This is a genomic window from Salinigranum marinum (assembly GCF_024228675.1).
Lineage (GTDB): Archaea > Halobacteriota > Halobacteria > Halobacteriales > Haloferacaceae > Salinigranum > Salinigranum marinum.
Genome location: NZ_CP100461.1, coordinates 2,000,993 through 2,027,141, shown reverse-complemented (window position 1 = coordinate 2,027,141; position 26,149 = coordinate 2,000,993). Strand labels below are relative to the sequence as shown.

Annotated in this window: 32 protein-coding genes and 1 tRNA gene; 18 read left to right on the top strand and 15 right to left on the bottom strand. The window is 68.7% G+C overall.

Going from position 1 to position 26,149, the window contains the following annotated elements; genetic code table 11:
• Nucleotide 1 precedes the first annotated feature (1 nt).
• The 5 genes from NKJ07_RS10010 (at nucleotide 2) to NKJ07_RS09990 (ending at nucleotide 1,453) form a co-directional block, all read left to right on the top strand.
• Nucleotides 2-136: a DNA-directed RNA polymerase subunit P gene (locus NKJ07_RS10010; RefSeq protein WP_318566684.1), complete on the top strand. Its 135-nt coding sequence runs from the start codon at nucleotides 2-4 to the stop codon at nucleotides 134-136.
• Between the two features lie 12 nt (nucleotides 137-148).
• Nucleotides 149-412, top strand: a complete 264-nt coding sequence (locus NKJ07_RS10005; protein ID WP_318566683.1) for a KEOPS complex subunit Pcc1 — start codon at nucleotides 149-151, stop codon at nucleotides 410-412.
• Nucleotides 413-524: 112 nt separating this feature from the next.
• Nucleotides 525-914, top strand: coding sequence for a prefoldin subunit beta (locus NKJ07_RS10000; RefSeq protein WP_318566682.1), 390 nt, complete (start codon nucleotides 525-527; stop codon nucleotides 912-914).
• 6 nt (nucleotides 915-920) lie between these two features.
• Nucleotides 921-1,178: a DUF3194 domain-containing protein gene (locus NKJ07_RS09995; protein ID WP_318566681.1), complete on the top strand. Its 258-nt coding sequence runs from the start codon at nucleotides 921-923 to the stop codon at nucleotides 1,176-1,178.
• Between the two features lie 71 nt (nucleotides 1,179-1,249).
• The gene (locus NKJ07_RS09990; RefSeq protein ID WP_425504636.1) at nucleotides 1,250-1,453 is read left to right on the top strand and encodes an HVO_0649 family zinc finger protein; all 204 of its coding nucleotides are present in this window, start codon (nucleotides 1,250-1,252) and stop codon (nucleotides 1,451-1,453) included.
• A 161-nt stretch (nucleotides 1,454-1,614) separates the two neighbouring features.
• On the opposite strand, the gene NKJ07_RS09985 is transcribed toward NKJ07_RS09990, so the two are convergent.
• From NKJ07_RS09985 to NKJ07_RS09965, 5 genes are all read right to left on the bottom strand, one after another.
• The gene (locus tag NKJ07_RS09985; protein WP_318566680.1) at nucleotides 1,615-3,516 is read right to left on the bottom strand and encodes a DUF2070 family protein; all 1,902 of its coding nucleotides are present in this window, start codon (nucleotides 3,514-3,516) and stop codon (nucleotides 1,615-1,617) included.
• Between the two features lie 120 nt (nucleotides 3,517-3,636).
• Nucleotides 3,637-4,206 carry a GMP synthase subunit A gene (locus tag NKJ07_RS09980; protein WP_318566679.1) on the bottom strand — a complete coding sequence of 190 codons (570 nt, stop codon included), beginning with the start codon at nucleotides 4,204-4,206 and terminating at the stop codon, nucleotides 3,637-3,639.
• Between the two features lie 149 nt (nucleotides 4,207-4,355).
• A complete protein-coding gene (locus tag NKJ07_RS09975; RefSeq protein WP_318566678.1) occupies nucleotides 4,356-6,191 on the bottom strand; it encodes a hybrid sensor histidine kinase/response regulator in 1,836 nt (611 codons plus the stop codon).
• A 100-nt stretch (nucleotides 6,192-6,291) separates the two neighbouring features.
• Nucleotides 6,292-6,825: a DUF7097 family protein gene (locus NKJ07_RS09970; RefSeq protein WP_318566677.1), complete on the bottom strand. Its 534-nt coding sequence runs from the start codon at nucleotides 6,823-6,825 to the stop codon at nucleotides 6,292-6,294.
• A 79-nt stretch (nucleotides 6,826-6,904) separates the two neighbouring features.
• Nucleotides 6,905-7,051, bottom strand: coding sequence for a rubrerythrin-like domain-containing protein (locus NKJ07_RS09965; protein WP_318566676.1), 147 nt, complete (start codon nucleotides 7,049-7,051; stop codon nucleotides 6,905-6,907).
• A 126-nt stretch (nucleotides 7,052-7,177) separates the two neighbouring features.
• On the opposite strand from NKJ07_RS09965, the gene NKJ07_RS09960 reads away from it, so the two are divergent.
• From NKJ07_RS09960 to NKJ07_RS09945, 4 genes are all read left to right on the top strand, one after another.
• Nucleotides 7,178-7,528, top strand: coding sequence for a DUF192 domain-containing protein (locus NKJ07_RS09960; RefSeq protein WP_318566675.1), 351 nt, complete (start codon nucleotides 7,178-7,180; stop codon nucleotides 7,526-7,528).
• A gap of 177 nt (nucleotides 7,529-7,705) precedes the next feature.
• Nucleotides 7,706-9,235: a (R)-citramalate synthase gene (locus tag NKJ07_RS09955; RefSeq protein ID WP_318570436.1), complete on the top strand. Its 1,530-nt coding sequence runs from the start codon at nucleotides 7,706-7,708 to the stop codon at nucleotides 9,233-9,235.
• A 114-nt stretch (nucleotides 9,236-9,349) separates the two neighbouring features.
• Nucleotides 9,350-9,721 carry a DUF8081 domain-containing protein gene (locus tag NKJ07_RS09950; protein WP_318566674.1) on the top strand — a complete coding sequence of 124 codons (372 nt, stop codon included), beginning with the start codon at nucleotides 9,350-9,352 and terminating at the stop codon, nucleotides 9,719-9,721.
• Nucleotides 9,722-9,869: 148 nt separating this feature from the next.
• On the top strand, nucleotides 9,870-10,229 hold the full coding sequence (locus NKJ07_RS09945; RefSeq protein ID WP_318566673.1) for a hypothetical protein: 360 nt from the start codon (nucleotides 9,870-9,872) through the stop codon (nucleotides 10,227-10,229).
• Nucleotides 10,230-10,343: 114 nt separating this feature from the next.
• Here the strand turns inward: NKJ07_RS09945 and NKJ07_RS09940 are convergent, their stop codons facing one another.
• The 3 genes from NKJ07_RS09940 to NKJ07_RS09930 all read right to left on the bottom strand — a co-directional run bounded on the left by NKJ07_RS09940 (nucleotide 10,344) and on the right by NKJ07_RS09930 (nucleotide 10,948).
• Nucleotides 10,344-10,472, bottom strand: coding sequence for a hypothetical protein (locus NKJ07_RS09940; protein ID WP_318566672.1), 129 nt, complete (start codon nucleotides 10,470-10,472; stop codon nucleotides 10,344-10,346).
• A 151-nt stretch (nucleotides 10,473-10,623) separates the two neighbouring features.
• A tRNA-Ser gene (locus tag NKJ07_RS09935) sits at nucleotides 10,624-10,708 on the bottom strand.
• Nucleotides 10,709-10,780: 72 nt separating this feature from the next.
• Nucleotides 10,781-10,948: a hypothetical protein gene (locus NKJ07_RS09930; protein ID WP_318566671.1), complete on the bottom strand. Its 168-nt coding sequence runs from the start codon at nucleotides 10,946-10,948 to the stop codon at nucleotides 10,781-10,783.
• A gap of 229 nt (nucleotides 10,949-11,177) precedes the next feature.
• Here NKJ07_RS09930 and NKJ07_RS09925 point away from each other — a divergent pair, with 229 nt between their 5' ends.
• Nucleotides 11,178-12,533 carry a ferritin-like domain-containing protein gene (locus NKJ07_RS09925; protein ID WP_318566670.1) on the top strand — a complete coding sequence of 452 codons (1,356 nt, stop codon included), beginning with the start codon at nucleotides 11,178-11,180 and terminating at the stop codon, nucleotides 12,531-12,533.
• Between the two features lie 141 nt (nucleotides 12,534-12,674).
• Nucleotides 12,675-12,980 carry a DUF8036 family membrane protein gene (locus NKJ07_RS09920; RefSeq protein WP_318566669.1) on the top strand — a complete coding sequence of 102 codons (306 nt, stop codon included), beginning with the start codon at nucleotides 12,675-12,677 and terminating at the stop codon, nucleotides 12,978-12,980.
• A 46-nt stretch (nucleotides 12,981-13,026) separates the two neighbouring features.
• Here NKJ07_RS09920 and NKJ07_RS09915 read toward each other — a convergent pair whose 3' ends face one another.
• Nucleotides 13,027-13,644 (bottom strand): DedA family protein, encoded by a 618-nt coding sequence (locus tag NKJ07_RS09915; RefSeq protein ID WP_318566668.1) that lies wholly within the window; start codon nucleotides 13,642-13,644, stop codon nucleotides 13,027-13,029.
• Between the two features lie 13 nt (nucleotides 13,645-13,657).
• On the opposite strand from NKJ07_RS09915, the gene NKJ07_RS09910 reads away from it, so the two are divergent.
• Nucleotides 13,658-13,834: a hypothetical protein gene (locus NKJ07_RS09910; protein ID WP_318566667.1), complete on the top strand. Its 177-nt coding sequence runs from the start codon at nucleotides 13,658-13,660 to the stop codon at nucleotides 13,832-13,834.
• Between the two features lie 30 nt (nucleotides 13,835-13,864).
• Here the strand turns inward: NKJ07_RS09910 and NKJ07_RS09905 are convergent, their stop codons facing one another.
• Entirely contained in the window at nucleotides 13,865-14,500 is a 636-nt protein-coding gene (locus tag NKJ07_RS09905; RefSeq protein ID WP_318566666.1) for a histidine phosphatase family protein, read from the bottom strand.
• A 370-nt stretch (nucleotides 14,501-14,870) separates the two neighbouring features.
• On the opposite strand from NKJ07_RS09905, the gene NKJ07_RS09900 reads away from it, so the two are divergent.
• Nucleotides 14,871-15,404, top strand: coding sequence for a cob(I)yrinic acid a,c-diamide adenosyltransferase (locus NKJ07_RS09900; protein WP_318566665.1), 534 nt, complete (start codon nucleotides 14,871-14,873; stop codon nucleotides 15,402-15,404).
• 56 nt (nucleotides 15,405-15,460) lie between these two features.
• Here the strand turns inward: NKJ07_RS09900 and NKJ07_RS09895 are convergent, their stop codons facing one another.
• On the bottom strand, nucleotides 15,461-15,871 hold the full coding sequence (locus NKJ07_RS09895) for a GlcG/HbpS family heme-binding protein (protein WP_318566664.1): 411 nt from the start codon (nucleotides 15,869-15,871) through the stop codon (nucleotides 15,461-15,463).
• Between the two features lie 223 nt (nucleotides 15,872-16,094).
• On the opposite strand from NKJ07_RS09895, the gene NKJ07_RS09890 reads away from it, so the two are divergent.
• The 4 genes from NKJ07_RS09890 to NKJ07_RS09875 all read left to right on the top strand — a co-directional run bounded on the left by NKJ07_RS09890 (nucleotide 16,095) and on the right by NKJ07_RS09875 (nucleotide 21,479).
• Nucleotides 16,095-16,520 (top strand): hypothetical protein, encoded by a 426-nt coding sequence (locus NKJ07_RS09890; protein ID WP_318566663.1) that lies wholly within the window; start codon nucleotides 16,095-16,097, stop codon nucleotides 16,518-16,520.
• Between the two features lie 552 nt (nucleotides 16,521-17,072).
• Nucleotides 17,073-19,772 carry an alkaline phosphatase PhoX gene (locus tag NKJ07_RS09885; protein ID WP_425504635.1) on the top strand — a complete coding sequence of 900 codons (2,700 nt, stop codon included), beginning with the start codon at nucleotides 17,073-17,075 and terminating at the stop codon, nucleotides 19,770-19,772.
• A gap of 83 nt (nucleotides 19,773-19,855) precedes the next feature.
• Nucleotides 19,856-20,548, top strand: a complete 693-nt coding sequence (locus NKJ07_RS09880) for a hypothetical protein (RefSeq protein WP_318566661.1) — start codon at nucleotides 19,856-19,858, stop codon at nucleotides 20,546-20,548.
• 64 nt (nucleotides 20,549-20,612) lie between these two features.
• Nucleotides 20,613-21,479 carry a hypothetical protein gene (locus NKJ07_RS09875; protein ID WP_318566660.1) on the top strand — a complete coding sequence of 289 codons (867 nt, stop codon included), beginning with the start codon at nucleotides 20,613-20,615 and terminating at the stop codon, nucleotides 21,477-21,479.
• A gap of 8 nt (nucleotides 21,480-21,487) precedes the next feature.
• Here NKJ07_RS09875 and NKJ07_RS09870 read toward each other — a convergent pair whose 3' ends face one another.
• The 4 genes from NKJ07_RS09870 to NKJ07_RS09855 form a co-directional block, all read right to left on the bottom strand.
• Nucleotides 21,488-21,736: a hypothetical protein gene (locus NKJ07_RS09870; protein ID WP_318566659.1), complete on the bottom strand. Its 249-nt coding sequence runs from the start codon at nucleotides 21,734-21,736 to the stop codon at nucleotides 21,488-21,490.
• 124 nt (nucleotides 21,737-21,860) lie between these two features.
• On the bottom strand, nucleotides 21,861-23,534 hold the full coding sequence (locus tag NKJ07_RS09865) for an alpha-amylase family protein (RefSeq protein ID WP_318566658.1): 1,674 nt from the start codon (nucleotides 23,532-23,534) through the stop codon (nucleotides 21,861-21,863).
• Nucleotides 23,535-23,639: 105 nt separating this feature from the next.
• On the bottom strand, nucleotides 23,640-23,930 hold the full coding sequence (locus NKJ07_RS09860) for a DUF3006 family protein (RefSeq protein WP_318566657.1): 291 nt from the start codon (nucleotides 23,928-23,930) through the stop codon (nucleotides 23,640-23,642).
• Nucleotides 23,930-25,384, bottom strand: coding sequence for a lamin tail domain-containing protein (locus NKJ07_RS09855; protein ID WP_318566656.1), 1,455 nt, complete (start codon nucleotides 25,382-25,384; stop codon nucleotides 23,930-23,932). Before NKJ07_RS09855 ends, NKJ07_RS09860 begins: the two co-directional genes overlap by 1 nt.
• Before the next feature lie 175 nt (nucleotides 25,385-25,559).
• Between NKJ07_RS09855 and NKJ07_RS09850 the strand changes: the two genes are divergently transcribed.
• Nucleotides 25,560-26,045, top strand: a complete 486-nt coding sequence (locus NKJ07_RS09850; protein ID WP_318570411.1) for a ferritin-like domain-containing protein — start codon at nucleotides 25,560-25,562, stop codon at nucleotides 26,043-26,045.
• Nucleotides 26,046-26,149: the final 104 nt, after the last annotated feature.

Sequence of the window (26,149 nt, the reverse complement as noted above, 5' to 3'; positions counted from 1 at the left end):
GATGAGCTACAAGTGCTCCCGCTGCAAGCGTGACGTCGAACTCGACGAGTACGGCGGCGTCCGCTGTCCGTTCTGCGGACACCGCGTCCTCCTGAAGGAGCGCGCCCCGACAATCAAGGAAGTCCCCGTCGAGTGAGCGGCCGGGGCGGTGCACGCGACTCTCGAGTACGCACACGCTGTCTCTCTGTCGTTCGACTACGACGACGAGCGCCGCGCCCGGATCGTCGCCGACGCCGTGGCCGTCGAGGTCGGCGAGATCGACGACGACCGCTCGACTGCGACCGTCGACCGCGACGGGCGGGCCCTCCAGGTGGACGTGTTCGCCCACGACCTCGTCGCGTTGCGCGCGGGCGTGAATACGTGGATCCGGTTGGTCGAGACCGCCGAAGACACGTGCGCGCTGGCCGGATAACAGACACCGTCGCGGCCGGCGGGAAACCGCACGACTGAAACGAGTCGGGGAGCGAGGACGCCGACGAGCGCGAATACGGGGCTTTTTCAGGGTGGATACCTTCCCCCAGCGTATGCAGGGAAGCCTACCGCCGGAAGCGCAGGAGAAACTCGAAGAACTGCAGGACCTCCAGGAGACCGCCCAGCAGGTCGCCGCCCAGAAGCAGTCCGCCGAGTCGACGCTCAACGACTCGAAGACCGCCCTCGAGGCGCTCGACGAGATGGACGAGGAGACCGTCATGTACCGCGAGGTCGGCGAACTGCTCGTCGAGACGGAGTACGACGAGGCGTACGACGACCTCGAAGACCGCGTCGACTCCCTGGAGATCCGTGTCGAACAGCTGACCAAACAGGAAGAGCGCGTCCAGGAGCAGTTCGAGAGCCTCCAGCAGGAACTCCAGCAGATGCTCCAGGGCGGTGCCGGTGGCGGCCCGATGGGTCCCGGCGGCGCCGGCGGCGACTGATCGCGGATGCCGACCGACGAGGAGGTCGTTCAGACGGCCGCGGAGGCCGCCGAGGGCCTCATCTTCGACCGGTACAAGCAGAGCGCGGTGCGTGACGTCGACGTCACGGTCACCTTCGAGGAGGGCGTCCTCGACGTGGATATCTACCTGAACGCGCCCGACGACGAGAAGGCCCAGCGGGTCGCCGACGAGGCCGCGCGCGCGGCGCAGGACGCCGTCGACGACCTCTTCGCCGCCGAGGACGCGGCCGGGTCGGACCAGTAACCACCCGCTCTTTTCGACGTTCCCGAGCGCCCACCACAGGAGATATGACTGTCCGTGATGTATGGTAACACATGTCTCTACGGCGCGACTGGGGGACGACGCCGTTGGATCGGCTGAAAGCGCAGTACGATCGGGACCTTCGCTGTCGCGAGTGCGGCTTCGAGGACACGGTCGGTGCGTGGCAGGCCCGGACGACCGGCGACCGGGTCAGCTACCGTCACGTCTGTCCGAGTTGCGGCGCGATCGAGACCCGGACGCTCAGACTGACGGACTGATCGGGACTGTTGTGAGTCATCACCGGTGTCCCGCTGGACCGGGGTGACGAGGCACCGGTACACAGTCGCCACAGCCCCTGTGAGTTCCCGACCGCGGGACGAACGGCGACCGTCAAGCGGGATGGGGGAGGGCGCGCGGCTTTCACCGACGGAGCGGCGGCTCAGGCGAGGAAGAAGATGAGGACGCTGACGGCCATCGCCGCGAGGATGACCGCCGCGGCGAGCGCACCGCCCATCGAGACGACGGCGTTCGCGTGGCTGGCGAGCGTCTCCGTCCGGTCGTTCCCGAACACCGTCACCTCGGCGCGCTCCATCGCCATCCCCGCGGAGACGGGTTCGCGGTCCACGAGCGCCGCGTCGACGAGGTCGGCGACGAGCGCGACGAACTCGTCGTGGTCGATGGCCGCGCCGACCTGGTTGTCCGCCTCGACGGTGTTGACGATGTGGGTGTCGGTCGTCATCACCTCGCTCACGTCGACGACCCTGTCCAGGCGTTCGACGACGCGGTCGCGAAGTCCTGGCTCCATGTTGTTGCCGTCGACGAGGACGTAGGCGGTCGTCTGGTCGCTGACGGCCGTGACCGTGACGCGGACCCCGAGCGGGCCGATCCCATCCCGAGGCGTCCACGGCGTCGCGTCCCACGCGGTCCCGAGTTCCAGTTCGCCGCGCGGCGCAGTGACGAGGTGGGTCCCCGCGTCGCCCGCCGCGGCGATCATGTCGAACGAGCGTTTCGAGCCGGGGGTGACGTGACCGAGGTCGGCCCCGTCCAGTCCGTTGTTGGAGTTGTGCGCGTCGACGAGCAGGACGTCGTCGAGGCCCGCGGTCCGCGCTTCGGCCGCGGCGGAGAGCCCGACGGCGTACTCGACGTCGTCGGCGAAGCCGGGGGCGTACGTCGAGACGAGGAGCGCGTCGTCGTCGAACCCCTGTGCGAGCAGCTTCGCCTCCCCCGACTGGACGCGCACGCTCGGGGTCGCCTCGCGGCTGTAGGTGATCTTCCGGTAGGCGCGGTCGGCGGCGTCGAGGATGGTGTCTACCTCGCGCTCGGTGACGAGGTTGAAGTCGTGGCCGGCGGTCGCGTGCGGCGGGAACGCGAGCCCCTCCGTCCGAGAGGCGACGCGTTCGGGGAAGTTGCCGCCGCCGATCTCGCCCATCGGTCCCGGGTGGATCATCGGGAGGATCCAGCGCGCCTTCTCGGTGCCGTCGAACCGCTTGAACGAGAGGACGGTGACGGGGACGATCGCTTCCTGGCCCAGCTGTTCGAAGAAGTCCTCCAGCTCGCGGGAGCCCTCGGCGATGTGGCCGATGAAGCCGCGAAGGAAGTCAAGCATCGAGACGCCGAGCGAGCGCTCCCACGGCCGGTCGATGACGCGGACGAAGACGTAGACGGCGGTGGCGTAGATGAGCGAGGTGATCGCGAGGAGGGTGAAGTGGTTCGGGCCGACGACGAGCAGCTCCGGCGGCGCGCGGTCCGCGCGGGCGAGGTACGGCATCATGTACGCCTGCAGGAGCGGTCCACCGACCTCGAGAAAGCGAACGGTGCCGCTGTAGACGAACAACAGGACGGCGGAAGCGACGGTCTGGATGCTCGCGGGGACCGCCGCGACGGGGAGCGACGATCGCGAGACGGCCATCACCACGAGCAGCCGGAAGGCGAAGATCGACGAGAGCGCGACGACGAGCACGTCGAAGACGAACGTCTGCCCGAGCGGCGTGAGGACGCTGATGACCGCCGCGACGGTCAGGGCGACCACGACGATGACCTCACAGACCAGCGCCAGGAGCGACGAGCGGTTCGGCGTGAGCTTCCCGCCGAGGAAACGGTCGACGCCGGCGGTTCCCACGGACGCGATCACGGTTGGGATGCCGATGTAGAAGATGCCCTCCCACGCGTCCTGACCGAGGATGAACACCCGTCGCCACGACTCGGTCGCGGTTCCGGAGTCGAACGCCGCGATCCCGGCCATGGCGGCGAGGAGCAGGGCGAAGCCGAGACTGGTGTACCAGTTCGGCGCGCGGAAGATGAACCGCGACAGCCCGGCGAGGTCGCTCTGTGTCGCCGTCATCGTGCCTCCCTATCCCCCGGTGAGGGTAAAACCCCCTCGTTCGTCGTCAGACGGCTGGCGGACGCGCTCACGTCCGAGGTTCCCCGTGTCCGTGACCGCTCCGCGTGCCGAACGCCACCCTCAGCGGCGACACCGGGCGACGAAGTTCTCGAACACTTCCTCGCCGCGCTCGGTGTGGGCCACTTCGGGGTGCCACTGGACGCCGTAGAGGTCGCGGTCGGCGTCGCTCATCGCCTCGACGGCACAGACGTCGCTCTTCGCCGTGAGCGTAAAGCCCGGCGGGAGTTCCTTCACCTCGTCGGCGTGGCTCGCCCAGACCCGGGTCGTGGGCGCGAGCGAGCCGACGAGAGGGTCGGTGTCGTCGACGATGTCGACGTCGACGTCGGCGTAGCCGCCGTAGTCGCCACTCCCGATGGAGCCGCCGAGTTCGTCCGCGATGAGCTGCATGCCGAGACAGATCCCGAACACCGGGACGTCGAGGTCGAGGTCGGGGTCGAGGTAGTCGCGCGAGCGGCCGATTCGGTCGATCGAGGGGCCACCGGAGAGGACGACGCCGTCGGCGTCCGCGGCGACCTCCTCGGGTGGGGTGTCGTTGTCGACGAGATCGGCGTCCACCCCGAGGTCGCGGAGCGCGCGCTGCTCCAGGTGGGTGAACTGCCCGTGGTTGTCGATGACGACGATACGAGTCATTGCGAGAGGATAGTCGGGACGTTCCTAAAAGCGAATCGGAACGCACGGCTCTCTGCCGCTCGCCAGCCGCCGGTCGCTCCCACCCGGTCACACGGTCCGGCACGGCCCGGCTCCACCGGGTCTGCGGACGTGGCGACCCGCGGCAGTCATCACGAGCGGGGTCGAATTGGGTACTCGCGGTCCCGGATCTCGAACCGCGCTCCGCCGTCGCGACCCTCACACACCTTGATCCGCCAGCCGTGCGCCTCGACTATCTCCGCGACGATGGCCAGGCCGAACCCCGTCCCGTCGTCGGCCGTGGTGTAGCCGGACTCGAAGACGGCCGTGCGCTCGTCGGCGGGGATCCCGGGGCCGTCGTCCGCCACGTAGAACCCACGGGCTCCGCCGTCCGCGTCGAGGTCGCCGACGGTGACGGTCACGTCGCCGTCGGTGTGGTCGATACTGTTCCTGTAGAGGTTCTCGAAGACGGCCTTGATCCTGCCGGGGTCCGCGTCTATCTCCCCGTCCGCGGTCACCTCGAGCGTCGTCCCGGCCGTGGCGACGTTCCGCCACGTCGACTCTGCGACGCCCGGAAGGTCGACCGCCTCGCGGTCGCTGACGACCTCGCCCTGTTTGGCGAGCGTCAGCAGTTCGGCCAGCAACTCGTCCATTCTGTCGAGCGCGTCCGCGACCGTCGACAGCGCGTCGCCACTCGCGGCGTCGTCGCCGGTGCGGGCCAGTTCGACATGTCCCCGGGCGACACTCAGCGGGCCCCGGAGGTCGTGGCTAACGATGCTGGTGGACTCCTCGAGGCGGTCGCGCTCCCGGCGAAGTTGCCAGAGCCGTTCGTCGTCGTCGTTCACGTCGACGACGGTGCCGATCACCGCAGGTTCGTCGTCGAGGTCGATCCCCCGGGCGAGGAGTTCGACGTTGACCGTCTCCCCGCCGTGGCGGACCCCGATGTACGGTTCGCGGAGCGACTCGCCGTGGTCGGCCTCGACGCCAGTGAGGTTCTCTTCGAGTCGCTCGCGGTCGGCCGCCTCGACCAGCGGCAGGAACGACTCGCCCGCGAGCACGTTCGACTCGGCGGGGTAGCCGAACAGCTCCGCGAAGCGTTCGTTGTGGTAGACGAGTTCGGTCCCACGGGTGATGTAGAGGCCGATGAGGTTCTGTTCGACGAGGACGCGGTAGTGCTCCTTGGCCTCCGTGAGCGCGCGCTCGCGCGCCTTCCGTTCGGAGATGTCCCGCAGGACGCCGACCGAGCCCTGGAAATCCGTGCCCTCGTACGGGAGCACGCCCATGTGGTCCTCACAGGGGATCGGATCGCCGGACTTCGGCTGGATCTCCACCTCGAACGTGACGCTGTCGGGACCGTCGTCGGACAGGATGCGGGCGAGGTGCCGTTCGCCGGCGGCCCGCGCCTTCTCGTCCTTGATGACCGACGGGTCGCTCCCGAGCAGTTCGCCGCGGCCGTAGCCGACGAGCGCGGTGAGCGCGTCGTTGACGTAGGTGAACTGTCCCTCGTTGTCGAGGACGTACACGGGGTCGTCGAGCGCGTCGGCGAGGGTGAAAAAGCGGGCGCTGTTCTGCTCGGCGCGGGCGCGCTGGAGGTCTTCGTGAATGCGCGTGGCGACGTACTCGTAGGTGTCGGGACCGCCTTTTCGGACGTAGCTTGACGCGCCGGCGTTGAGCGCGTCGGCGGCGATCTCCTCCGATCCCCTGCCGGTCAGGAGGAGAAACGGTAACCACTGGTCGGGGAGTTGAGTCCGGATCGCCCGGAGGAGTTCGAGCCCGTCCATTCCCGGCATCTGGTAGTCGCTGACGACGCAGTCGATCTCCTCGCCCTCGTCGCGCAGACGGTCCAGCACCGCGGTCGCGCTGGTCTCCGTGAGGACCTCGAACCGGTCGTCCTCGTGGGTCAGGAACTCGGCCGTCAGCGCCACGAAATCCGGATCGTCGTCGACGTGGAGGATCCGGATGGTCGACCGGGCGTGGGGGTCCGCCATTCTTCATATCCATACTTATGGCCGGTATTAAATGTTGTGAAAAGTGATGCTACTCTCCCGGACCGCAGGCAGACTGACGTGCGACCATATATCAAACTGACTACGTTTCGTCGGCCGAACGCGACGAGGCGTCGTACCGCTCGCGGGCCGAGGAGAAGCCGAACTCCGCCTGTTCCTTGCTCCGTCGGTCCTCGCGCGCGGCGACCGCCTCCGGAACCGGGGCCGCATCGTCGTCGATCCGGGCGAAGGAGTTGTGCACCTTGGCGTGACACCACCGACAGAGCGTCACGGTGATCTCGTGGCTCGTCCCCCGGTCGTGGTACGACAGGTGGTGTTCCTCGACGAGGGGGCGGGCGGGTTCGTGGGCCATCCGCACCTCTTCGAGGCCACAGCGACGGCAGGCCCGGTCGGACGCGGTCGAGCGGTAGTGGGGGCAGTCGCGCCACTGCGTCTCCCCGTCGGCCGCGACGCAGGCGTAGTCGGCCGCGCGGCGCTCGTCGGCGAACGCGGGATCGTGACCCGCGTGGTCGAGGGCGAAGCGGCACCGACCGTCGCCCGTCAGGTGGTCGCACGGGCTAGCGAACTCGTAGGGGTCGTCGACGCCGACGGACGTTCCCTCGGGCGTGCGCTCCATACTCGGTGGAGGCCGGGAGCGTAGTTGAAACTGTGGGGCTGGCGGGTCGGAACTCGGCCGGGGGAGACCGTTCGGCCGGTCACTGCTCGCTCGGGACGCTGATATCCCGCAGGTCGCCGCCGCAGTCGGCGCACGTCACCGGTTGGTGCTCGGCGTCGACGCGACGGCCGCAGTCGAGGCACTCGAACGTGCGGGTTTTCGGTGGGGAGTACGGGTCGTGGGCCATCACAGGATCGTGTTCGCTCGCTCACCACAAAAACCGTCGGCCGGGTTCCAGCGGCGTGGGAAGCGATCACAGGGGGTGACGGTCCGGACGCGAGGGCTTTTCTCCCCGCGCGTCGAGGCCCGGGGTGTGCGACTCGTACACGAACAGGACGGCGACACGGCCACGCTCGCCTCGGAGGTCGACCTGGCGGAGTCGACGGTGGCACAGGCGCGCGGACTGATGTTCCGCCGGTCGATCCCCGAGGAGTACGGGCTCGTCTTCCCGTTCGACGGCGTGGGCGTTCGGAGCCTCCACATGCTGTTCGTTCCGTTCTCGATCGACGCCGTCTGGCTCCGCGACGACGAGGTGACGAAGACGAAGCGTCTGCGGGCGTGGACGGGACTCGGCTGGGGCCGGGGGGACTGCGTGCTCGAACTCCCCGCGGGCGCGGCCGACGGGGTCAGCGTCGGCGACCGGGTCCGGCTCGTCGGGCCGTGAGTCGGCCATCGAGCCGTCTCACGACCGCCGGAACCGGCCGATTTATATGGAGGGGGACGCATCGTCCGGGTACAATGTCGGAACACCCCCCGACGGAGGATAGAGGAAGTCGCCGCGAGGCGGCTGGCCGCGAAATTCGCCGACGAGACTGACCGACAGGACCCCATTTTGACAGACATCAACCTCTTCGAGGGTAGCGACGGCTCCCTCGTCTCCGACACGACGGTACAGCTACTCGACACCACCCTGCGCGACGGCGAACAGGCACCCGGAATCTCCTTGACGCCCGCGGAGAAGGCCGACATCGCCCGCGCGCTCGACCGCGCACAGGTCCAGTACGTCGAAGCCGGCAGCGCCTGCACCGGCACCGGCGAGCGCGAGACCATCAGTCGAGTCACGTCGCTCGGCCTCGACGCGACGGTGACCTCCTTCTGTCGCGGGATCCAGACGGACATCGACCTGGCGCTCGACTGCGACGTCGACGGGATCAATCTCGTCGTCCCCGCGAGCGACCGCCACATCGAGGACAAGGTTGGCACCACGTACGAGGACAACGTCGCCTCGACGGAGGAACTGGTCGCGTACGCGAAGGACCACGGCCTCTGGGTCGAGGTCATCGGCGAGGACGGCTCGCGTGCGGACCTCGACTACCTCGAGGAACTGCTCGGGAGCGCCCTCGACGCGGGCGCGGACCGCATCTGCTTCGCGGACACGGTCGGGCACGCGGGCCCCGAACGCGCCTACGAGGCGGTCTCTCGGCTCTCGGAGCTGGGCCCGACGAGCACCCACACCCACGACGACCTCGGGCTGGGAATGACGAACGTCTACGCCTCGCTGAAGGCGGGTGCGGACCTCGTCCACTGCACCGTCAACGGCATCGGCGAGCGCGCGGGCAACGTCGCCCTCGAGGAGGTCGCGATCGCCCTGCACCACGTCTACGGCGTCGATACGGTGAAGCTGGACGAACTGTACGACCTCGCGGGGGTCGTCTCTCGGAAGACGGGCGTCGAACTCCCACCGAACAAGGCCGTCGTCGGGCAGAACGCGTTCACCCACGAGAGCGGCATCCACACCGACGGCACCCTGAAGGACGACGCGATGTACGAGCCCTACGCGCCCGAGACTGTCGGGAGGGAACGGCGGCTCGTGCTCGGCAAGCACGCGGGGCGCGCCGGCGTCCGCGCCGCCCTCGACGAACACGGCGTCGACGTCTCCCGCGAAGAACTCAAGAAGGTCGTCCAGCGCGTGAAGGAGCTCGGCGACCGCGGCAAGCGCGTCACCGACGCCGACCTCCTGACCATCGCCGAGGACGTCCAGGGCCGCGAGCGCGACCGCCGGGTCGAACTGGTCGACCTCACGGCGGCGTCCGGGGGACGGACGCCGACCGCGAGCGTCCGGCTGCTCGTCGACGGCGAAGAACGGGTCGCGTCCGGCACCGGCTCCGGCCCGGTCGACGCCGCGGTCGAAGCCGTGCGCGCCGCGCTCACGGCCCGGGCCGACGCCGAACTCGAGTCGTACCACGTCGACGCCATCACCGGCGGGACGGACGCGATGGTGACCGTCGAGGTCGAGATGTCCCGGGGCGACCGCACCGTCACCGTCGCGGCGTCGGACGCCGACATCACCCGCGCGAGCGTCGAAGCGATGGTCGACGCGCTCGACCGACTGCTCGCGACCGACAGCGACCGCGTGCTCGCGGACGACTGATCCTCGGACGGGCTTCGCGCTTCGAAGCGTCGGGGCCGTCGCCGGTCATCACCCGGACGAACCAGCCACCGCCGAAGCGACGTGTAAAAGTCGGCCGCGTCCATAGCCCGAGGCGTGTCGGAGTACCTCGTCGAGGTGAAGCGGTCGGCCCGGCGGTCGAACGCCGCCGTCGGGACCGTCGTCTGCCAGCGCGGCGTCCGCCATCGGTTCGACTCCCGCGACGAGGCGGAGTCGTGGGCCGACGAACTCGCCGCCGACGACGGCCAGGTCTGGATACGCGCCGCGAACCCCGACGACCGGTCCGACGTCGACGGTTACCTCATCGGGTGGCTCCACCGGGTAAAAGCGCCGACGCTCGACACACGACCCGGCGAGCAGGCGTGGATCGCCGACTACGAGGCTCCCACCGACGAGCAGTCGGCCGACCACGAGGCCACGACGCGCCGCGGGGGCGAGCAGATCACGGACTGGCTCGCGTCCGAGTGAGACGCCGGCGACCGGGCACGCGTGGGTCGGTCGTCGGGGTGCCCGGCCAGCAAAATTATCTATATCGATAAATTGGACACAGGGTTTATTACACCTACTCCGAGAACGCCCTGATACCCCTGCCCAACCATCACGATGTCACCCACCCATGCGCTGTGTCAAATGTAGGTCCGAAACGAAGTACAACCGGGCCGTCGTCGGCCTGAGAGACGGGGAGATCCATGGGGGGTTCTGCTCGACGTGTGAACGGGAGGCGTTCGGGCGGTCGCTGATCGATCGCCCGTTCGGTCACCTCGACGGCTGTGTCGAGTGTACGAACGCGGGCGTGTTTGCCTTCCCGGAGCACAAACTCGACGTCTCGATCGAGACGGGCAATGAGTACGCGACCGAGGGGTACGCCGTCGTCGACGAGACGCCCGTCTTCTGTGCGGACCACCTGCCCGTACAGCTCGCTCACCTCACCGGCTCCGGCGAGGCGGGGTCTGTCGCCCTCACCGACCGCTCCTGACTGCGGCCCACCGTCTGGGCTGAGTGGTCGAGACCAGGTGACGAACGATGCTTTCTGGGCGACGATGGACACGAACGTGGAACCACGGCGCTCGACACGCCGGGCCGAGTCGCCTCAGAGCGAGGCGTCACAGCGTGGACAGGCGTCCGGGTACCGTCGGCCGTCGACGACGGCGACCCCGTACTCGGCGTTCGACGGTCGTTCCCGGTAGATTCGGCCCCCACAGGACTCACAGGTCTTCATGTCGATCAGTGTCGACCGCTCCGATGACGGCGCCAGTTATGACCTTTTCGACGAGCCTCTCACGGGTGAGGACGTACGCGCCCCCGGAGAGGCGAACTCGTGTGCGAGCGACGGCTCACATGCTGGTCCCGTCGACAGCCGTCGGGAGAAGCGCCGAGGGTGAGATTTGAACTCACGTGTCCGAATGGACAGTAGATTTCGAATCTACCGCCTTGGCCAGGCTAGGCTACCTCGGCTCAGTTCTTACTCCACCGCGGGGTAAGTAATGGGTTTCGATTTCCCGAGGCGACGGGCCGGCCACGGTGGGGTCAGGATTCGACGACGAGGAACGTGCGCGCACCGCGGCGTTCGAGGGAGAGTTCGACGGCGTCGGTGGCCTGTGCGCGGACGTAGTCGTCGACCGTCTCGGCCGGGAGATCGGTGATGTCGATCCGCCTGCGCGTTCGTGGCTCACGGCTGGCTTTCGGTGCGAGCATAGCTAGAGAACGGGCGCAGAGCGGCTTGTAGGTCAGCCTAGCGCGGTGAAAGTGAAAGTGTACGACCGCGTGGGACCGCGCGCCCCGGCGTCGACCGCGCAGTTCGGGGTCGGAATTGGGTCACAATCGCGTGGCAGTTCGGACACAATCGCGTCCGACTCCGGGAAGAATCGCGTGGCAGTTCGGAGTATCTTCATCCGTGTTTTGTCCCCAGTCACGGTCGACGCCAATGACCTCGAACGAGACCGCGTCCGACCGCGACGACCCGACCACGACCGCACCCGACCGCGCCTCGCGCCGCGCCTTCCTCGGCTCGACGGCCGCGCTGAGCACTATCGCGCTCGCCGGCTGCATGGGCGGGGACGGCTCCGGCAGCGGTGGAACCGACACCGCGACGGCGACCGACACGCCAACCGCGACCCCGGCGGAGACGGCGACCCCGACCGAGGAGCCGACCGAGACGGAGGAGATGGAGTCCGTCACCCCCGACGTTCCCGTGCTCAACTACGCGCTCACGCTGGAGCACCTCGAGAACGCCTTCTACCGCGACGGCCTCGCGGAGTTCTCCGACGAGGAACTGATGAACGCGAGCGTGCTCTCGGGCTTCGGCGAACAGGTCCGGATGGAGGTGCCGGCGTCCCTCGCCACCGTCGGCGAGCACGAGGCGGCCCACGTCGAAGCGATCTCGGCGACCGTCGAACGGCTGGGCGGGACCCCGGCCGAGGAAGCCGAGTACGACTTCGGCTACGAGACCCCCTCGGAGTTTTTGGCCGTGGCCCAGGCGCTCGAAAACACCGGCGTCGCCGCCTACGCCGGTGCCGCCCCGTCGGTCCACAGCAACGACGTGCTCGCGGCCGCCGCCGGCATCCACAGCGTCGAGGCCCGCCACGCCGGCTTCCTGAACCTCGTCAACGGCGACAGTCCCTACCCCAACGCCGTCGACGAGTCGATGTCGATGGCCGAGGTGCTCGAGATCGCCGGCCAGTTCGTCACCTCGGACACGAGTGGGATGGCCGGGACGCCCGAGACCGAGTCGATGCCCGTCGCGCGGAAGGCGGAGAACGACACGAGCGACGTCGACGTGCTCAACTACGCGCTCACGCTGGAGCACCTCGAGAACGCCTTCTACCGCGACGGCCTCGCGGAGTTCTCCGACGAGGAACTGATGACGGCGGACGTCCTGTCGCCGTTCGACGAGGCGGTCCGGATGGAGGTGCCGGCGTCCCTCGCGACCGCCGGAGAACACGAGGCCGCCCACGTGACGGCGCTGACCGACGTCGTCGAACGGCTGGGTGGGACGCCCGTCGAGGAGGCCGAGTACGACTTCGGCTACGAGACCCCCTCGGAGTTTTTGGCCGTGGCCCAGGCGCTCGAAAATACCGGCGTCGCCGCCTACGCCGGCGCGGCACCCACCGTGACGAACGACGACGTCTTCGCCGCGGCGATCGGCATCCACAGCGTCGAGGCCCGCCACGCCGGCTTCCTCAACGAGCTCAACGTCGAGTCGCCGTTCCCCGCTGGCGTCGACGAGGCGATGTCGATGGCGGAGGTGCGCGAGATCGCCGGCCAGTTCATCGTCGGCTGAGATGCACCACGCCCCTGCTCGCGTCGGTTCGCGTCGGAGATCGTCTCCCCCGCAGACGGGACCGGCCACGCCGTCGCCGGTGTCAGGACGTCGCTCCGGTCGCGGGCAGACCGCGCGGCAGGTCCCGTCGCGCCCGCCGTCATGAGCGTCTGGCTCGACGCCGCGCGCGTCGCCGCGGCCGTGAACCTCCTACTGCTCGCGGGGCTGGCGAGCGTCTGGGCGCGCAACTACCTGGCGCTCCGGTCGATGCACGCCGCGGGACTGCTGGTGTTCGCCCTGTTGCTGTTCGCCGAGAACGCGGTCGCGCTGTACGTCTACCAGGCGGATCCGAGACTGTCCGCCTGGTTCACCACGGCGGTGCCCGTCGTCGCGTGGCGCGCGATGCTGGCGCTGCACGTCCTCGAACTGGTCGCGCTCGTCGCGCTCGCTCGGGTGACGTTCGACTGAGCCGGGACCGTCGACCCTACGTCTGGACGACGCCTGTGACGTTCGCTCACTGGTTCAGGCGACGGCTCAGCCCACCGACCACGAGTGCGATCCCGAGAAGCACGAGGATCCCGACTGCGGTCAGCCCCGGCCTGTCGGTGGCGACGGCGACGACGGCCGCGCCGAGCGACTGTCGGCGGCCGTAGTAGACGAGCCCACCGGTCGCCGCGTAGAATCCGGCCGTTCCGACCGCCGTGAAGACGCCGAACCGCGTCGGATCCATCCGTGCGAGGCCGGCCGGGATGGAGATGGCGGACCGGAACACGGGGAGGAACCGGCCCCAGAGCACCGACGGCTCCCCCCATCTCCGGAACCACCGCTGGCCGCGTTCGATCTGCTCCTCGGAGACGGCGATGCGGTCTTCGAGCCAGCCGGTCGCACCGATCCGGGGGTCGGAGAACACGACGAACGGGACGAACGCGCCCGCGGTGCCGCCGACGACGCCCGCCAGGACGAACACGAGAAACGACGGGAAGTCCGTGACGAGCACCGCGGCGGCCGCCGGGACGACGACCTCGCTCGGGAGGAGTGGGAAGAGCATCGACGTCTCGAGGAAGACGAAGAGACACACCGCGAGCGGACCGTACAGTCGCACGAGTCCGAGCGCGACCCTGCTCAGTTCCATCGGCGGGCGTGACGTGGCGACGCCGTCGTACGTCCCGGTCGACGGGGCCAGCGACGAGGCCGACAGGGCCAGCGACGAGGCCGACGACGGCCAGCCGCCGGTGAGCCGACTGCCCGCCCCGAGCCGACCCCGCGTGGCCGCTCACACGGGGGACGCGCTGGCGGTCCGGGACGTTCGAACGGACCCGTGAGCCCGGTGGTGGCGTGCGTGGACCCAGGCATCACTCGTCTTCGCCGGCAGTGTCGTCGTCCGACAGGTGCGACGTGTCCGCGAGGAGATCGACGTCCCAGCCCCACGGGTAGGCGGTGAGTCTGGTGATCCCACACGGTGGGGTGTCGACGTCGGTCCGGCCGGTGAAGCCCGAAACCACGCTCGCCACCGTGAGGCCGTGACCGACGAAGAGGACCGAGTCGGGAGCCGACGCGGCGAGTCGACGGACCGCTCGCACCGTCCGGTCGGCGGCTTCGTCGTCAGACTCGGGGTAGTTCGGGCGGAGCACCGACGCGTGACTCGTGTCGACGGTGTCGAACCGTTCGGCGAGCGTCCGCGGCGCCATGATTGAGGGAGCGACGTCGAACCAGTCGGCGTTGAGGTGTTCGGAGAGGCCGTGGTCGACGAAGAGCGGGCAGTCGAGGCGCTGTGCGACGATGTGTGCGGTCTCCGCCGCCCGGAGGAACGGCGACGAGTAGACGGCTCCGATCTCACGGCCACCGAGACGGTCCGCCACGCGCTCGGCCTGCCAGCGGCCGTGGTCCGTGAGCGGCGGGTCGTGTGGGCGGTCTGCCTGATCGACCCACCCAGGGTCGGCCTCGTCTCGGCGTTCGCCGTGCCGAACGAGCCAGAGGACGCGCGTCATGGCCTACATACGCGTGAGCCGGATATGTATGTGTTCCGTCGACTGCGTCGGCGTCGGAAGCGAGAGGTGGTCAGCTCAGATCCCGCCGACCGTCTCGGGAGCGGTCTCGCCTCTCGCGTCCGGTTCGCGACGGGCCACTCTCCCCGCTCTCGACCGGGGCGTCCGTGACACCGTGACGGTGGCCGACCGTACACTTAACATCGCTGCTCCCAAGGTCGAACCGTTCCCTGACGGGACACGGCAGTCGTCGAGAACTGTCGACGGGGCCGTCGAGACGGCGACTACCGAACGGCGAGCGACGCCGACCGCGACGAGAGGTCGGGTCGGGCCCGCCGACACTGCACGACCATCCCACGGAGCACACGAATCCATGAAGATATACACCCGCCGCGGCGACGAAGGACAGACCGATCTCAAGGACATGTCCCGGGTCTCGAAAGCGAGCCCGCGAATCGAGGCGTACGGGAACGTCGACGAGGTGAACGCCCTGATCGGGCGGGTTCGCCCGACCGGCTACGACGACGTCGACGAGTGGCTCGCGGCGATCCAGAACCACCTCCACATCGTCCAGGCCGATTTCGCGAACCCCGACCCCGACCCCGACGACCCGGTCCTCCGAGAGGAGCACACGGCGCAGGTGGAGACGTGGATCGACACCGCCGACGAACAGCTCGAACCCCTCACGTCGTTCATCCTCCCCGGCGGTGGCGACGCCGGTTCCCGCCTCCACCACGCCCGGGCGGTCTGCCGCCGCGCCGAACGGCGGGCGGTGGTGCTCATGCAGGACGAACCCGTCAACCACGAGGCGGTGGCGTACCTCAACCGGCTCTCCGACCTCCTCTTCGTGCTCGCGCGACTCGTGAACGCGCGCGACGACGTCCCCGAGGAGCACCCGACCTACTGACCGTCGTCCTGCCGCGACGTCCACGCGCCCGACCGCCCGAGACGGAACCGCACGGGTTACAGCGACTCGAACGCCTCGACGGCGGCCGACGCGACCGCGACGTCCTCCTCGACGCTCCCGCCCGAGACGCCGACACCGCCGATGACCTGGCCGTCGGCCTCCAGCGGGATCCCGCCGCCGAACGTGACGATTCGGCCGTCGTTCGTCCCGCCGATGCCGTACAGCGGCTCGCCGGGCTGTGCGAGCTCCCACACGGTCTCGGAGTCCAGCTCCAGCGTCACCGCGGTGTACGCCTTGTTCTGTGCGATGTCGACGCTGGCGAGGAGCGCGCCGTCCATCCGGTGGAAGGCAACGAGGTCCGCCCCGTCGTCCATCACGGCGATACACATCGGGACACCGACCGCGTCGGCTTTCGATTCGGCCGCCGAGACGAGCGCTCTCGCGTCGTCGAGTGTGATCGTGGTCATATCTCTGGGCCAACCCGTACCTCGCTCCCCAGCGAGTTAACTGTGCGTCCGCGAGCGGACGACGCCGGAGTCAATAGCCATCGAGACCGTCGCCGACGGCTCCCCACTAATATATACCGGAATTATAAACGTACTCCCCCCGCTCCCGCCAGAGCGAACGTGACGTGGTCGTGTTCGTCGGCGTCGAGACCGACGCGACGGCACGACGACCGACGTCGCACACATGTCGAAACCAGACCACCGACCCGCGGGCGAGGAGCGCGAATCGATCCACGAACAGTACGTCTTGGGCGTCCGAATCGTCGAGCACTCCCCCGCCGCCGACGAGCCCCGCTACCGGTTCGAGGCTCCGAAACACCAGGGGCTGGAGTTCGAGGACCCCGAGATGGCTGAGCTGTACGCCGACGTCTACTTCTGTGCCAACGGGTTCGAGGAGGCGGGCACCGGCGAGCGCGGCGTCCCACCGGTCATCATCCAGGCGGGCCGGGCCGTGATGGCCGCGTACCTCCTGACACAGCCGCACCACGACCGCCTCTGGGTCGCGTCGTTTTTCGGCAAGAAGCCGGAACGGATCGAACGGTACGTCTCGTGGGTCCGGGGACGCGCCGAAGAGATCCGGGACGGTGCCGAAGCGCGGGGCATGGAGTAGCTTCGTTCGGACGACCGCGACGGGCATCGACCGGGACCCACGGCCGAACGGACGCGTCGACCTCCGCGGACCGAGACAGTGGGCGGACGGGACCCACGTGCGCGGTGGTCCGACTACTGAACGTTTCCCGTGCGGTTTTCGAACACACTCGATCTTTGAAACGAATCGCGACGGGGTTTCCATCTCCCGTCGCGCGCACGCTCGGTTCCGACTGATGGGATCGCTCCCCCATCGTTTCGTACTTCTGAAACGATTGAGAGCTGGCTTCGGTCCGGGCCACGAGCCGGCTGTAACTCCCTCCCGTGGCGAGCGTGAGTCCGATTTCGTCACCTGATAGCGCTCGCGAGACAGCGATAGGGAGCGCGGCACGCCACGGTTTTCGTGACTTTCGACCCAGGCAGTGTTTCGCTTAGAGATACTCGATTTGATAATACATATCACTTGATAGTTCACACAGCACTGGGTACGGCTTCGGGGTTTCTCGGCGGAACAATTGTAATTTAGAGAGATATTATAAAACGCCTTTAACGAAGGCTCGTCCTCTCCACCTGCATGGTCGATCTAAATCGACGGAGTCTGATGGCCACATCGGTGGCAGCCGCCCTCGGAGCCAGCGTGGCGGGCAGCGGGGTAGCAAGCGCCAGTGCGAGCGAGATCGAGGAGGACGACACGCCCGGCGCGCCGAGCGTGAAGGGGAGCCTGAAGCGGTTTTCGAACACCGCGTTCGGTGCGGAGGTCACCGGTCCGTTCGTCTTCGCGGACGGTTCGCTCCTGTACAGCAACCAGCACCCGGAGGAGAACAACCAGGGGGAGTTCAGCAGCCCCGGCGTGGGCTATTTCAGCGGCTTCCAGTTCGAGCTGAACGGGAGCAACGACGACTTCTCGGAGCTGTCGATCCCGAAGACCGAAGAACAGCGTCGGCAGATCCGTTCCAGCGCGGGGACGTACACGTACCTCGGGAAGGGACGCGACTCGATCAACGGTGGCACGGAGCGCCTCGGCGTGACCCAGACGCCCGACGGCACCGACATCACGATGGACAACTTCGCGGGCACCCAGTACGGTGCGGCCGCGACCAACCCCGACTGCAACGAGTTCGTCGCCACCAACGAGGAGGAAACCGAGGGATACCTCTTCACGAACTGGGAGAACAGCCCGGGGAACGTCAGCCGGATCCCGATCAGCCAGACCGAAGACGGCGAGTGGGAGTCCGACCTCGACGAAGCGATGAACGTCGTCAACACCGACGCGTTCCGCGCCGTCGGTGGGACGCGCATCAACTGCTACGGTGACCTCTCTCCGTGGAACACGATGGTCAGCTCCGAGGAGAACTACGCGCACCCGCGCGTGAGCCTGACGAACACCGTCGGTGACATCGTCGAGAACGGCGGCGAGGGGCTCGTCGGGGCGTGTCAGTTCTGGAACCGTCCGAACCCGACCGAAGTGCAGGGTGCAGTCAACGACTACGCCGCCGATGGCGACCTCGGCAGCAGCTGGTACGTCCAGGGCTACTGGGCGCTGTCCGGTGTCGAGTTCCTCGCGTACTACCTCGGCGCGAGCCAGGTCGATCAGTCGGGCGACGACAACACCATCAGCCCGATCGACGACGTCTACCCGAACCCCTACCGGTACGGCTACCATGTGGACATCCGCGACCCCGCGGCCGACGAACCCACGCCCATCAAATATTACGTGATGGGCCGCGCCTCTTGGGAGGCACCGGACTTCCAGAACGACCTCAAGACGGTGTACGGCTGCTCCGACGGCGACTCCAAGGGCATCTACAAGTTCGTCGCCGACGAGGAGATCCCCTCCTACGCCGACCCGATGGACGTCGAGGGGACGCTGTACGCGCCGAAGATCACCAACGACGAGGCCAACGTCGCCGAGTCCGGAACCCGCGCCTCCCCGGCCGAGATCAACCTCGAGATCGAGTGGATCCCGCTGGGCCACGCCTCCAACGCGGAGTGCGAAGAGTGGATCGCGGAGTACGACGGCGTCACCCAACTGGACTACCTCGAAGCCCACACCGCCGACGGCACCGACGTCGTCGGCAACCTCAGCGCGGCACTCAAGGAGGCCGACCTCGAGGTCATCGAGAACGGTAACCAGAACTACATCACCAACGAGGAGGTCCTCGAGTGGGCCGCCCAGTACGAGGAGAACGGTCACGACGGCGTCGACGACGACCTCCGCAAGGTGCCGTTCCTCGAGACCCGCGCCGCGGCCAAGGAGATCGGTGCCTCGATCGAGTTCAACAAGGCCGAGGGCGTCGACAGCCGCGACGACGCCGGTCCCGGCGACTACGTCTACTTCGGCATCTCCGAGTTCAACGACGACCTCGCCGACGAGACGGGCGACGTCCGGATGGACCGCGTCGACGGCGGCGTCATCTACCGCGGCGAACTCGACACGAACTACACCGTCTCCGAACTCGAACCGGTCATCGTCGGTCCGGACTTCACCGACGGCCCCGAGGCCGCCAACGACGCCGTCCGCAACATCGACAACGTCTACGTGATGGACGACGGCCGCGTCCTCTGCTGTGAGGACGGCTTCGACGAGTCCCGGCGGTCGTACCCCAACGACTGCCTGTACGTCTACCAGCCCAACGTCCAGATCGACGTGAGTTCGGTCGCGGTCGGTCAGGGCGACTCCGTCGAGGCACAGATCGTGGCGAAGCACGTCCCCGACGGCCTCGCCGGTGGCGAGTTCTCCGTCACCGTCGCCGACACGAACGTCGTCGAGATCCAGGGCGCGGACTACCCCGACGCCGTCGGCCTCGCCGAGGAGCCGGTCGTCTCCGACGACGCCTCGACCGCAACGTTCCGCTTCGCCGACACCAACGCCGCGATGCAGGCCGAGGGCACCGAGTTCGTCGTCGGGACCGTCACTCTCGCCGGCATGGGTGCGGGCGTGACCGACATCGACACCGCGGCCTCACTCGACGACGACGCCGGCCAGGCGATCGACGTCGAGAACCGCTCGGGGCTGGCGCTCACCGGTCCCTCCAGCGTCGGCAGCAGCCCCAACACGCCGCGGGACCTCGACGGCGACGGCCGCTTCGAGGACGTCAACGGCAACGGCCGCGTCGACTACGACGACGTCGTGTTGCTGTTCAACAACCTCGAGAGCCAGAGCGTCACGTCGAACGCCCGCGCGTTCGACTTCAACGAGAACGACCGCCTCGACTACGCCGACATCGTCGCCCTCTACGAGGACGCCGGCGTCGCCAGCAACCGCGGCAACTGAGCCGAGCGGGCGAACGCGAGCGAGACGCCGCCCACTCCTCCGTTCTTTCGATACACGACACACGAACCCCATACCCGAACACAATGACACCAAACGACACAGACTTCGTTCGACTCGCCGCCGTCGGTGCGGTCGTCCTCGCACTTTGTGCGTCGGCGCTGACCGGCGCGGCGGCCGCCCAGTCCGACAGCCCCACGATCACCGTCTCCAGCACGACCGTCCAGCCCGGCGAGCGCGCCACGGTCGACGTCGTCCTCACGTCGGCACCCGAGGGACTCGCCGGCTACGCGGTCGACCTCTCCGTCGAGGGTGACGGGACGGCCATCGAGGGCGCGAGCTATCCGGACGCGTTCGGACTGACGTCCGAGCCGGCGATCGGCGACGACGGCAAGACGGTCACCCTCGAGGCCGCCGATCTGAGCGAGAACGTCCAGCCCGGGGCCTCTGCGGTCGTCCTCGCCACGGTCGAACTGAGCGGGGAGCGGGTCGGCGAGACGACGCTCAGTCTCACACCCGTCCAGTTCGACACCGACGGCGGGGGCTCGATGAGCCCGGCGAGCGACGCTGGCACCGTCACCGTCGCCGCCGCCGGCACCACCGCCACGAACGACGGCACGACCGTCGCCGCAGACGCGGACGCCGGCGCGGGATCGACCGCGTCGACCGCCGACGCAGAGACGACGTCGACCACGTTCGCCCTCCCGGCTGGCGGGATCGCGCTGACCGCACTCGCGCTCACGCTCGTCGCCGCGTTCGTCGCCCGCCGACGGCGGTAACGTCGGCCGCGGCGAAGCGGAGCCGAAACCGTTTCACCGCCGGCCGTCGAGATGACGGTACCGGATGAAGGAGTTTCTGCCCTGTCCGTCCGCGGCCGAGGCCCCGTCGGCCCTGTTCGAGCGGGGCCACCTCTGGCTCCACGAACTGGTCGACGGCGCACCGGTCCGGTTCCAGGCCCGGGCGGACGGCCGGCTGCAGTTCGGCGACGCGGTCAGGACGTTCGGCGAGGACGTCCCGCCGGCGTACGCCCACGTCGCCCGTCACGTCCGCGAGCGGTTCGACCGCGGAGCGCTCCGCGAGGCGGTCGACGACGTCGAATCGGTCGTTTTCTTCGGCTACGCGATGCACAGACGCGGCGTCGACTACGACTGGGAGACGACCCCCTCGTTCCTCGGGAGCGACGTCTGGTCGGACTCCTCGGAGTATCTCCTGCCCGATCGTGTCGAGAAGATCTACCGCCGGCTCGGGCTCGATCCGCTCCCCACGCTCGCAGCCGAGGTCCGCGCGGCAGACTTCGATCCAGACTCGTACGCCTTCCCGGAGTCGGCTTGGTACGACGGGCCGGTCGCTGGCGTTCTCCTCCGGAACAAGACGGGACTCCGCGCCAGCCTCGACAACCCGGCCGTCGGGGACACCGACTCGGAACGGACAGCGCTCGCCGACTCCGACGGGGAGGCCCCGGCGGCCGAGTCGCCCGCGGAGGCGTTCGCCCGCCGGTACGCCACGCCCGCCCGCTTCGAGGCGGTGGCCGAGCGCGTCCGCGCCGAGGGCCGGCCGGTGACGTTCGACACGCTGTACGAGCGAACCGTCGCGGCGATCACCCGCGCACACCACGACCACCTCTTCGGGGGGCGTGGGGAGGTCGACCTGCGGGCGTTCCGGTCGGCGGTCGCCGAACGGACGCAGTCGTACCTCGCCGATCGGGACTGACCGAGCCCTCAGATCTGGGTGTCGGCGAGCGTGATGTACCCCTGGTCGAGCGCGGCGAGCAGCCGCTCGTCGAGCGGCCGGTCGTCCCAGTCGTCGGGTCGTTCGCCCTCGGGGACGGCGTCGAGGAGCGACACCAGCGACTCGTGGACCAGTCGACCGTGCTCCCCGCAGTCGGGGCAGGTCACCACGATGAACCGCACGCCGTACGAACGCTCCGTGGTCCCGCGGCAGGCCGAACAGACGTACGTGTCGGACACAGACGCTCTCGGGGGCCGAACTACTCAACGGTTGTGCCCGACGTGCTCCCCGCTCGGTCGCCGACCGAGGTTCGACCGACCGTTCTGTGGGCCGGCTTCGTCGTGGTCGCGGGCCGACCGGCGCTCAGGGCGACCCGAGCGGCACGCGCTCCCCGCGCCGGTCGCCGCGGAGCCAGGCGTACTCCGTCGCGTCGAGGTCGAACGTCGCGCGCCCGCCGTCGACCTCGTAGTCGCCGGGGCCGACGACTCTCGTGGTCGCGTCGGCGGGGGCGTCGAAGTCGACGGTCACTGTTCGCGGCTCGGCCGCGAGGTTGTGCGCGGTCAGAAGCGTCGTCCGACCGTGGTCGACGCGGTGGACCCACACCTCCTTCGGCTCGACGTCGGCGATCGAGAAGTCGCCGTTGGAGAGCTCCGTACAGAGCGTGCGGGCGTCGACGAGCCGACGGATCCGGTTCAACAACGAGTCCTGGTCTCTGAGCTGGTCGGCGACGTTGATCGACTGGTAGCCGTACCGACCCTCGTCGATGACTGGGTGGTAGAGCTCGTCCGCGTCGGCGGTCGAGAAGCCGCCGTTGCGGTTGTCGGACCACTGCATCGGGGTCCGAACCGACTCGCGCTCGGGCAGGTCGAGATCCGCACCCATCCCGATCTCGTCGCCCGACAGGACTACCGGCGTCCCGGGTAGCGAGAACATGAGCGAGTGCGCACAGGCGATGCGGTCGTGGTCTCCGACGTACAGATCGGCCAGTCGGAGTCGGTGCCCGCGGCCGAAGATCCACGAGTCGCCCTCGTCGTCGCCGAAGAAGTCGCGAGCGTGTTCGAACGCGTCCCACGGGAGCTTCAGGAGGTTCCACTCGTCGTGGTTCCGGAGGAAGTTGGCCCACTGGCCGACGTCGGAGACGTCGGGGAGCACCTCGAACGTGCGGTACAGCGGCCAGGTGTCCTTGACGCCGACGGCGTAGGTGAGGTGCGCGTTGAGGACGAAGTTGAACATGAGGTCGAAGCCGTCGCCGTCGCCGAAGTACTGGTCGAGGTGCTCCGGCTCCTCGTCGGCTTCGGCGATCAGGATAGCGTCCGACTTGGCCTCCTCGACCCACGAGCGCATCCGCCTGAAGAAGTCGGTTCCCTCTTCGAGTGTCGTCGCGTTGTGCCCCTTCGGCATGGTCATCGGGTGGGCCGCGTCGATTCGGAAGCCGTCGACGCCGCGGTCGAGCCAGAACTCTAAGACGCGTCTGATCTCCGCCTGTACCTGTGGGTTCGCGACGTTCAGGTCGGGCTGGAAGCCGTAGAACTGGTGGAAGTAGTGTTTGCCTGCGGCCTCGTCGTACGACCAGACGCCGTCTTCGTACTCGGGGAAGATGTTCCCTCGCTTGTGGGCCGACTCGAGGTGGCTCGTCCAGAGGTAGTAGTCGTGGTACTTCGAGCCCGGATCGTCGCGTGCGCGCTGGAACCAGCGGTGCTGGTCCGAGGTGTGGTTGAACACCATGTCGCAGAGCACCCGGATGCCGCGGTCGTCGGCGGCCTCGACGAAGTCCGCGAAGTCGCCGAGCGTGCCGACCCGCGAGTCGACGCCGTAGTAGTCGGCGACGTCGTAGCCGTTGTCCGCGAGCGGACTCGGGAAGAACGGACGGAGCCAGAGGCAGTCGACGCCGAGGGTCTCGAGGTAGCCGAGCCGCTCCGTGAGGCCCTGGAAGTCGCCCCACCCGTCGCCGTCGGCGTCGTTGAACGTCTTCACGTCGAGCGAGTAGATCACGGCGTTCCGGTACCACCCCAGATCGCCGTGTCGAGCGCGTGCCATGCCCTCTTCACCGACGGCGTTTGTATAAACCGACGGGGTTCGGCGGGATCGCATCCGCTTCCGGGCCGTCGGGTGGGGGAACCGGCCCGATCGCCCGGGCGGCGGCTACTCCTCGGTCGAGGGCGGTCGCCGGGCGAGGCGATCGAACCGCGTCCGTGCGTCCGCGGCGCGCCGTGCGGTCTCGTCGGTTCGGTACGAGAGCTCGAACCGCTGGTCCTCGACGACGACGTCGAAGACGGCGTCGACCTGACGGCCCGCCGCGGGGATCGTTTCGACCGGGAGGTCGAGCTGTGTCAGCGGGTCGTCGTCGCGTTCGACGACCAGTACCGCGAGTTCGCCGGCGGGTGTCTCCTCGAAGCGATCGAGCGTCGCCGTGTACGCGCCGGGGTCGAGCATCAGTACGAGACCTCCGTCACGACTCCCCCGTCGGCGCGGAGCAAAGTAACGGTGTCGCCGTCGTTGTTCCAGACCGGCCGACCGGCGTCCCAGTAGCGGTCGGTCTCGGTGTCGGTGCCGCTCCCGGTCCGGACCGTGATCGAGTCGCCAGGTGCGAGCACGACGCCGTCCGGGAACCGGTAGCGCGCCCCGCTCTCGTCGGTCAACACCCACCCCGAGAGCTCGACGGGGGAGTCGCCGCGGTTGGTCAACACGACGTACTCGTCGGCGAGGTTCGTCCGGTCGTCGCCGGCCGCGTCGGCGTGTATCTCGGTGAGTTCCACCGCCGTCTCCCCCGTGTCCACTTGCCCGTCCGTGTCCGCTCGCCCGTCATCGGCCGCCGCGTAGGCGTCGCGGACGACGACGGGACCCCGTGTGTCAGGAGCGACGGGTGCGTCTGCACGGAGGTCCAGCGGCCGGGTGCTCGCGGCCGCCTGCGTCGCGACCGTGACCGTCCGGCCGTCGCTCGTCGCGACGATCGTTCCGTGCGTGCCCGTCCAGTACGTCGGGATCGAGCGCGCGGAGAGTCGACCGAGCACCTCCTCGTGGGGGTGACCGTACCGCGAGTCGTACGCCGAGGAGACGACGACAGCGCTCGGCGTGGTCGCGTCGAGGACCTCCGCGCTCGTGCTCGAACTGCTGCCGTGGTGGCCGGCTTTCAACAGCGTGACGTCGAGCGCGCGGCCGTGCGTGTCGACGAGATACGGCTCCTCCACCGCCCCGGCGTCGCCGGGAAGGAGCACGCTCGTCTCGCCGAACGAGAGCCTGAGGACGACGCTGTTGTCGTTGCGGTCCCCGTCGGCCAGCGGCGGCCGCGGCGGGGCGAGCACGGAGACCGTAGCGCCCGCCAGCGGGATCTCGTCGCCGGTCTCCGTGCGGTACAGCGGCACGTCGTACTGCTCGACGGCGTCGAGGTAGCGGTCGTACGTCGCGGTCGAGGCGGTCACGCCGGGATCGTACACGGCCCCGACGCCTTCGCCCTCGGTCTCGAAGCGCTCGATGACGGCCGCGTTCCCGCCGATGTGGTCGGCGTCGGCGTGCGTCGAGACCAGGTAGTCGATCCGGTCGATCCCCCGTGAGTCGAGGTAGTCGACGACGTACTCGCCGTCGTCGCGGAAGTCGCCGGTGTCGACGAGCATCGTCTCGCCCGTCGGCCCGACGACGAGCGTGCTGTCGCCCTGGCCCACGTTGATGAAGTGGACCGTGAGGGTTCCGTTCGTCGCACTCGTCGCGCCTCCGGCGTCGGACGCTCCGTCGGTGGCTGTCCCGGCGCGTCCGTCCTCGCCGACCGCCGTGGGCTCGGACGGCGCGTCGGTGGTGCCGCCGGTCGTGGGCCCCACCCCGGCGGTGCAGCCCGAGAGCACGAGCAGGCCGACGACGAACAGGACGGGCAGCGACCGGGATCGGTGTCTCATCGACGGCACAGACGGACCAGACGCTCTTGAACGCGGTGTCTCCCGTGGCGACGGCACACGGGCGTGTTCGCGGCTGTCCGCGACCGCGCGTCAGCGACGAGGGAACCGTTTAAGTCTGTCACACTCCACCCCCGAGTATGAGCGTCAGGGGACACGTCAGCGAGGGGTCGCGCCCGTGAGCGTCGGACACCGCGTGACGTCCGACCACCAGCTGGCACGGCTCCTCCAGATCGGCATCGTCTTAGAGGAGGTCGTCGAGGCACGGGCCCAGCACCACGCGGGAACGCTCGACGAGACCGACTCGGAGATCGAGCGACTGCTCGCCGACGCCGCCGCGGAGTCCGCCGAACACCGCACCCGGCTCGAGGCCGTCATCGACGAACTCGACGTCGAGAGCGTCCCGTTCGAGGAGGTCGAAGCGCTCGTCGAAGCGCAGTACGGCAAGACCAAGCCCGAGGACTTCGACGGCGTGCTGTACGACCAACTCTGCAACGAAGAGACCGCCTACAAGTTCTACGACGACCTCATCGGTGCCATCCGGGCCAGCGACGTCCGGTTCGGCATCGACCGCGACCGGCTCCTCGACACGCTCGCCGGCATCCGCGAGGAGGAAGCCGAGGGGGTCGAGGCGGTGACGAGAGTGATGGAGCGCCGCGAATGACCCCGTCGTCCCGGCCGGCACGGACCGACGGACCAGTCAGCACAACCACGGGCACGAGCGCACGCGAGCGATCGCGCGTGCGAACCGAGCGACGCGCGCGGGAG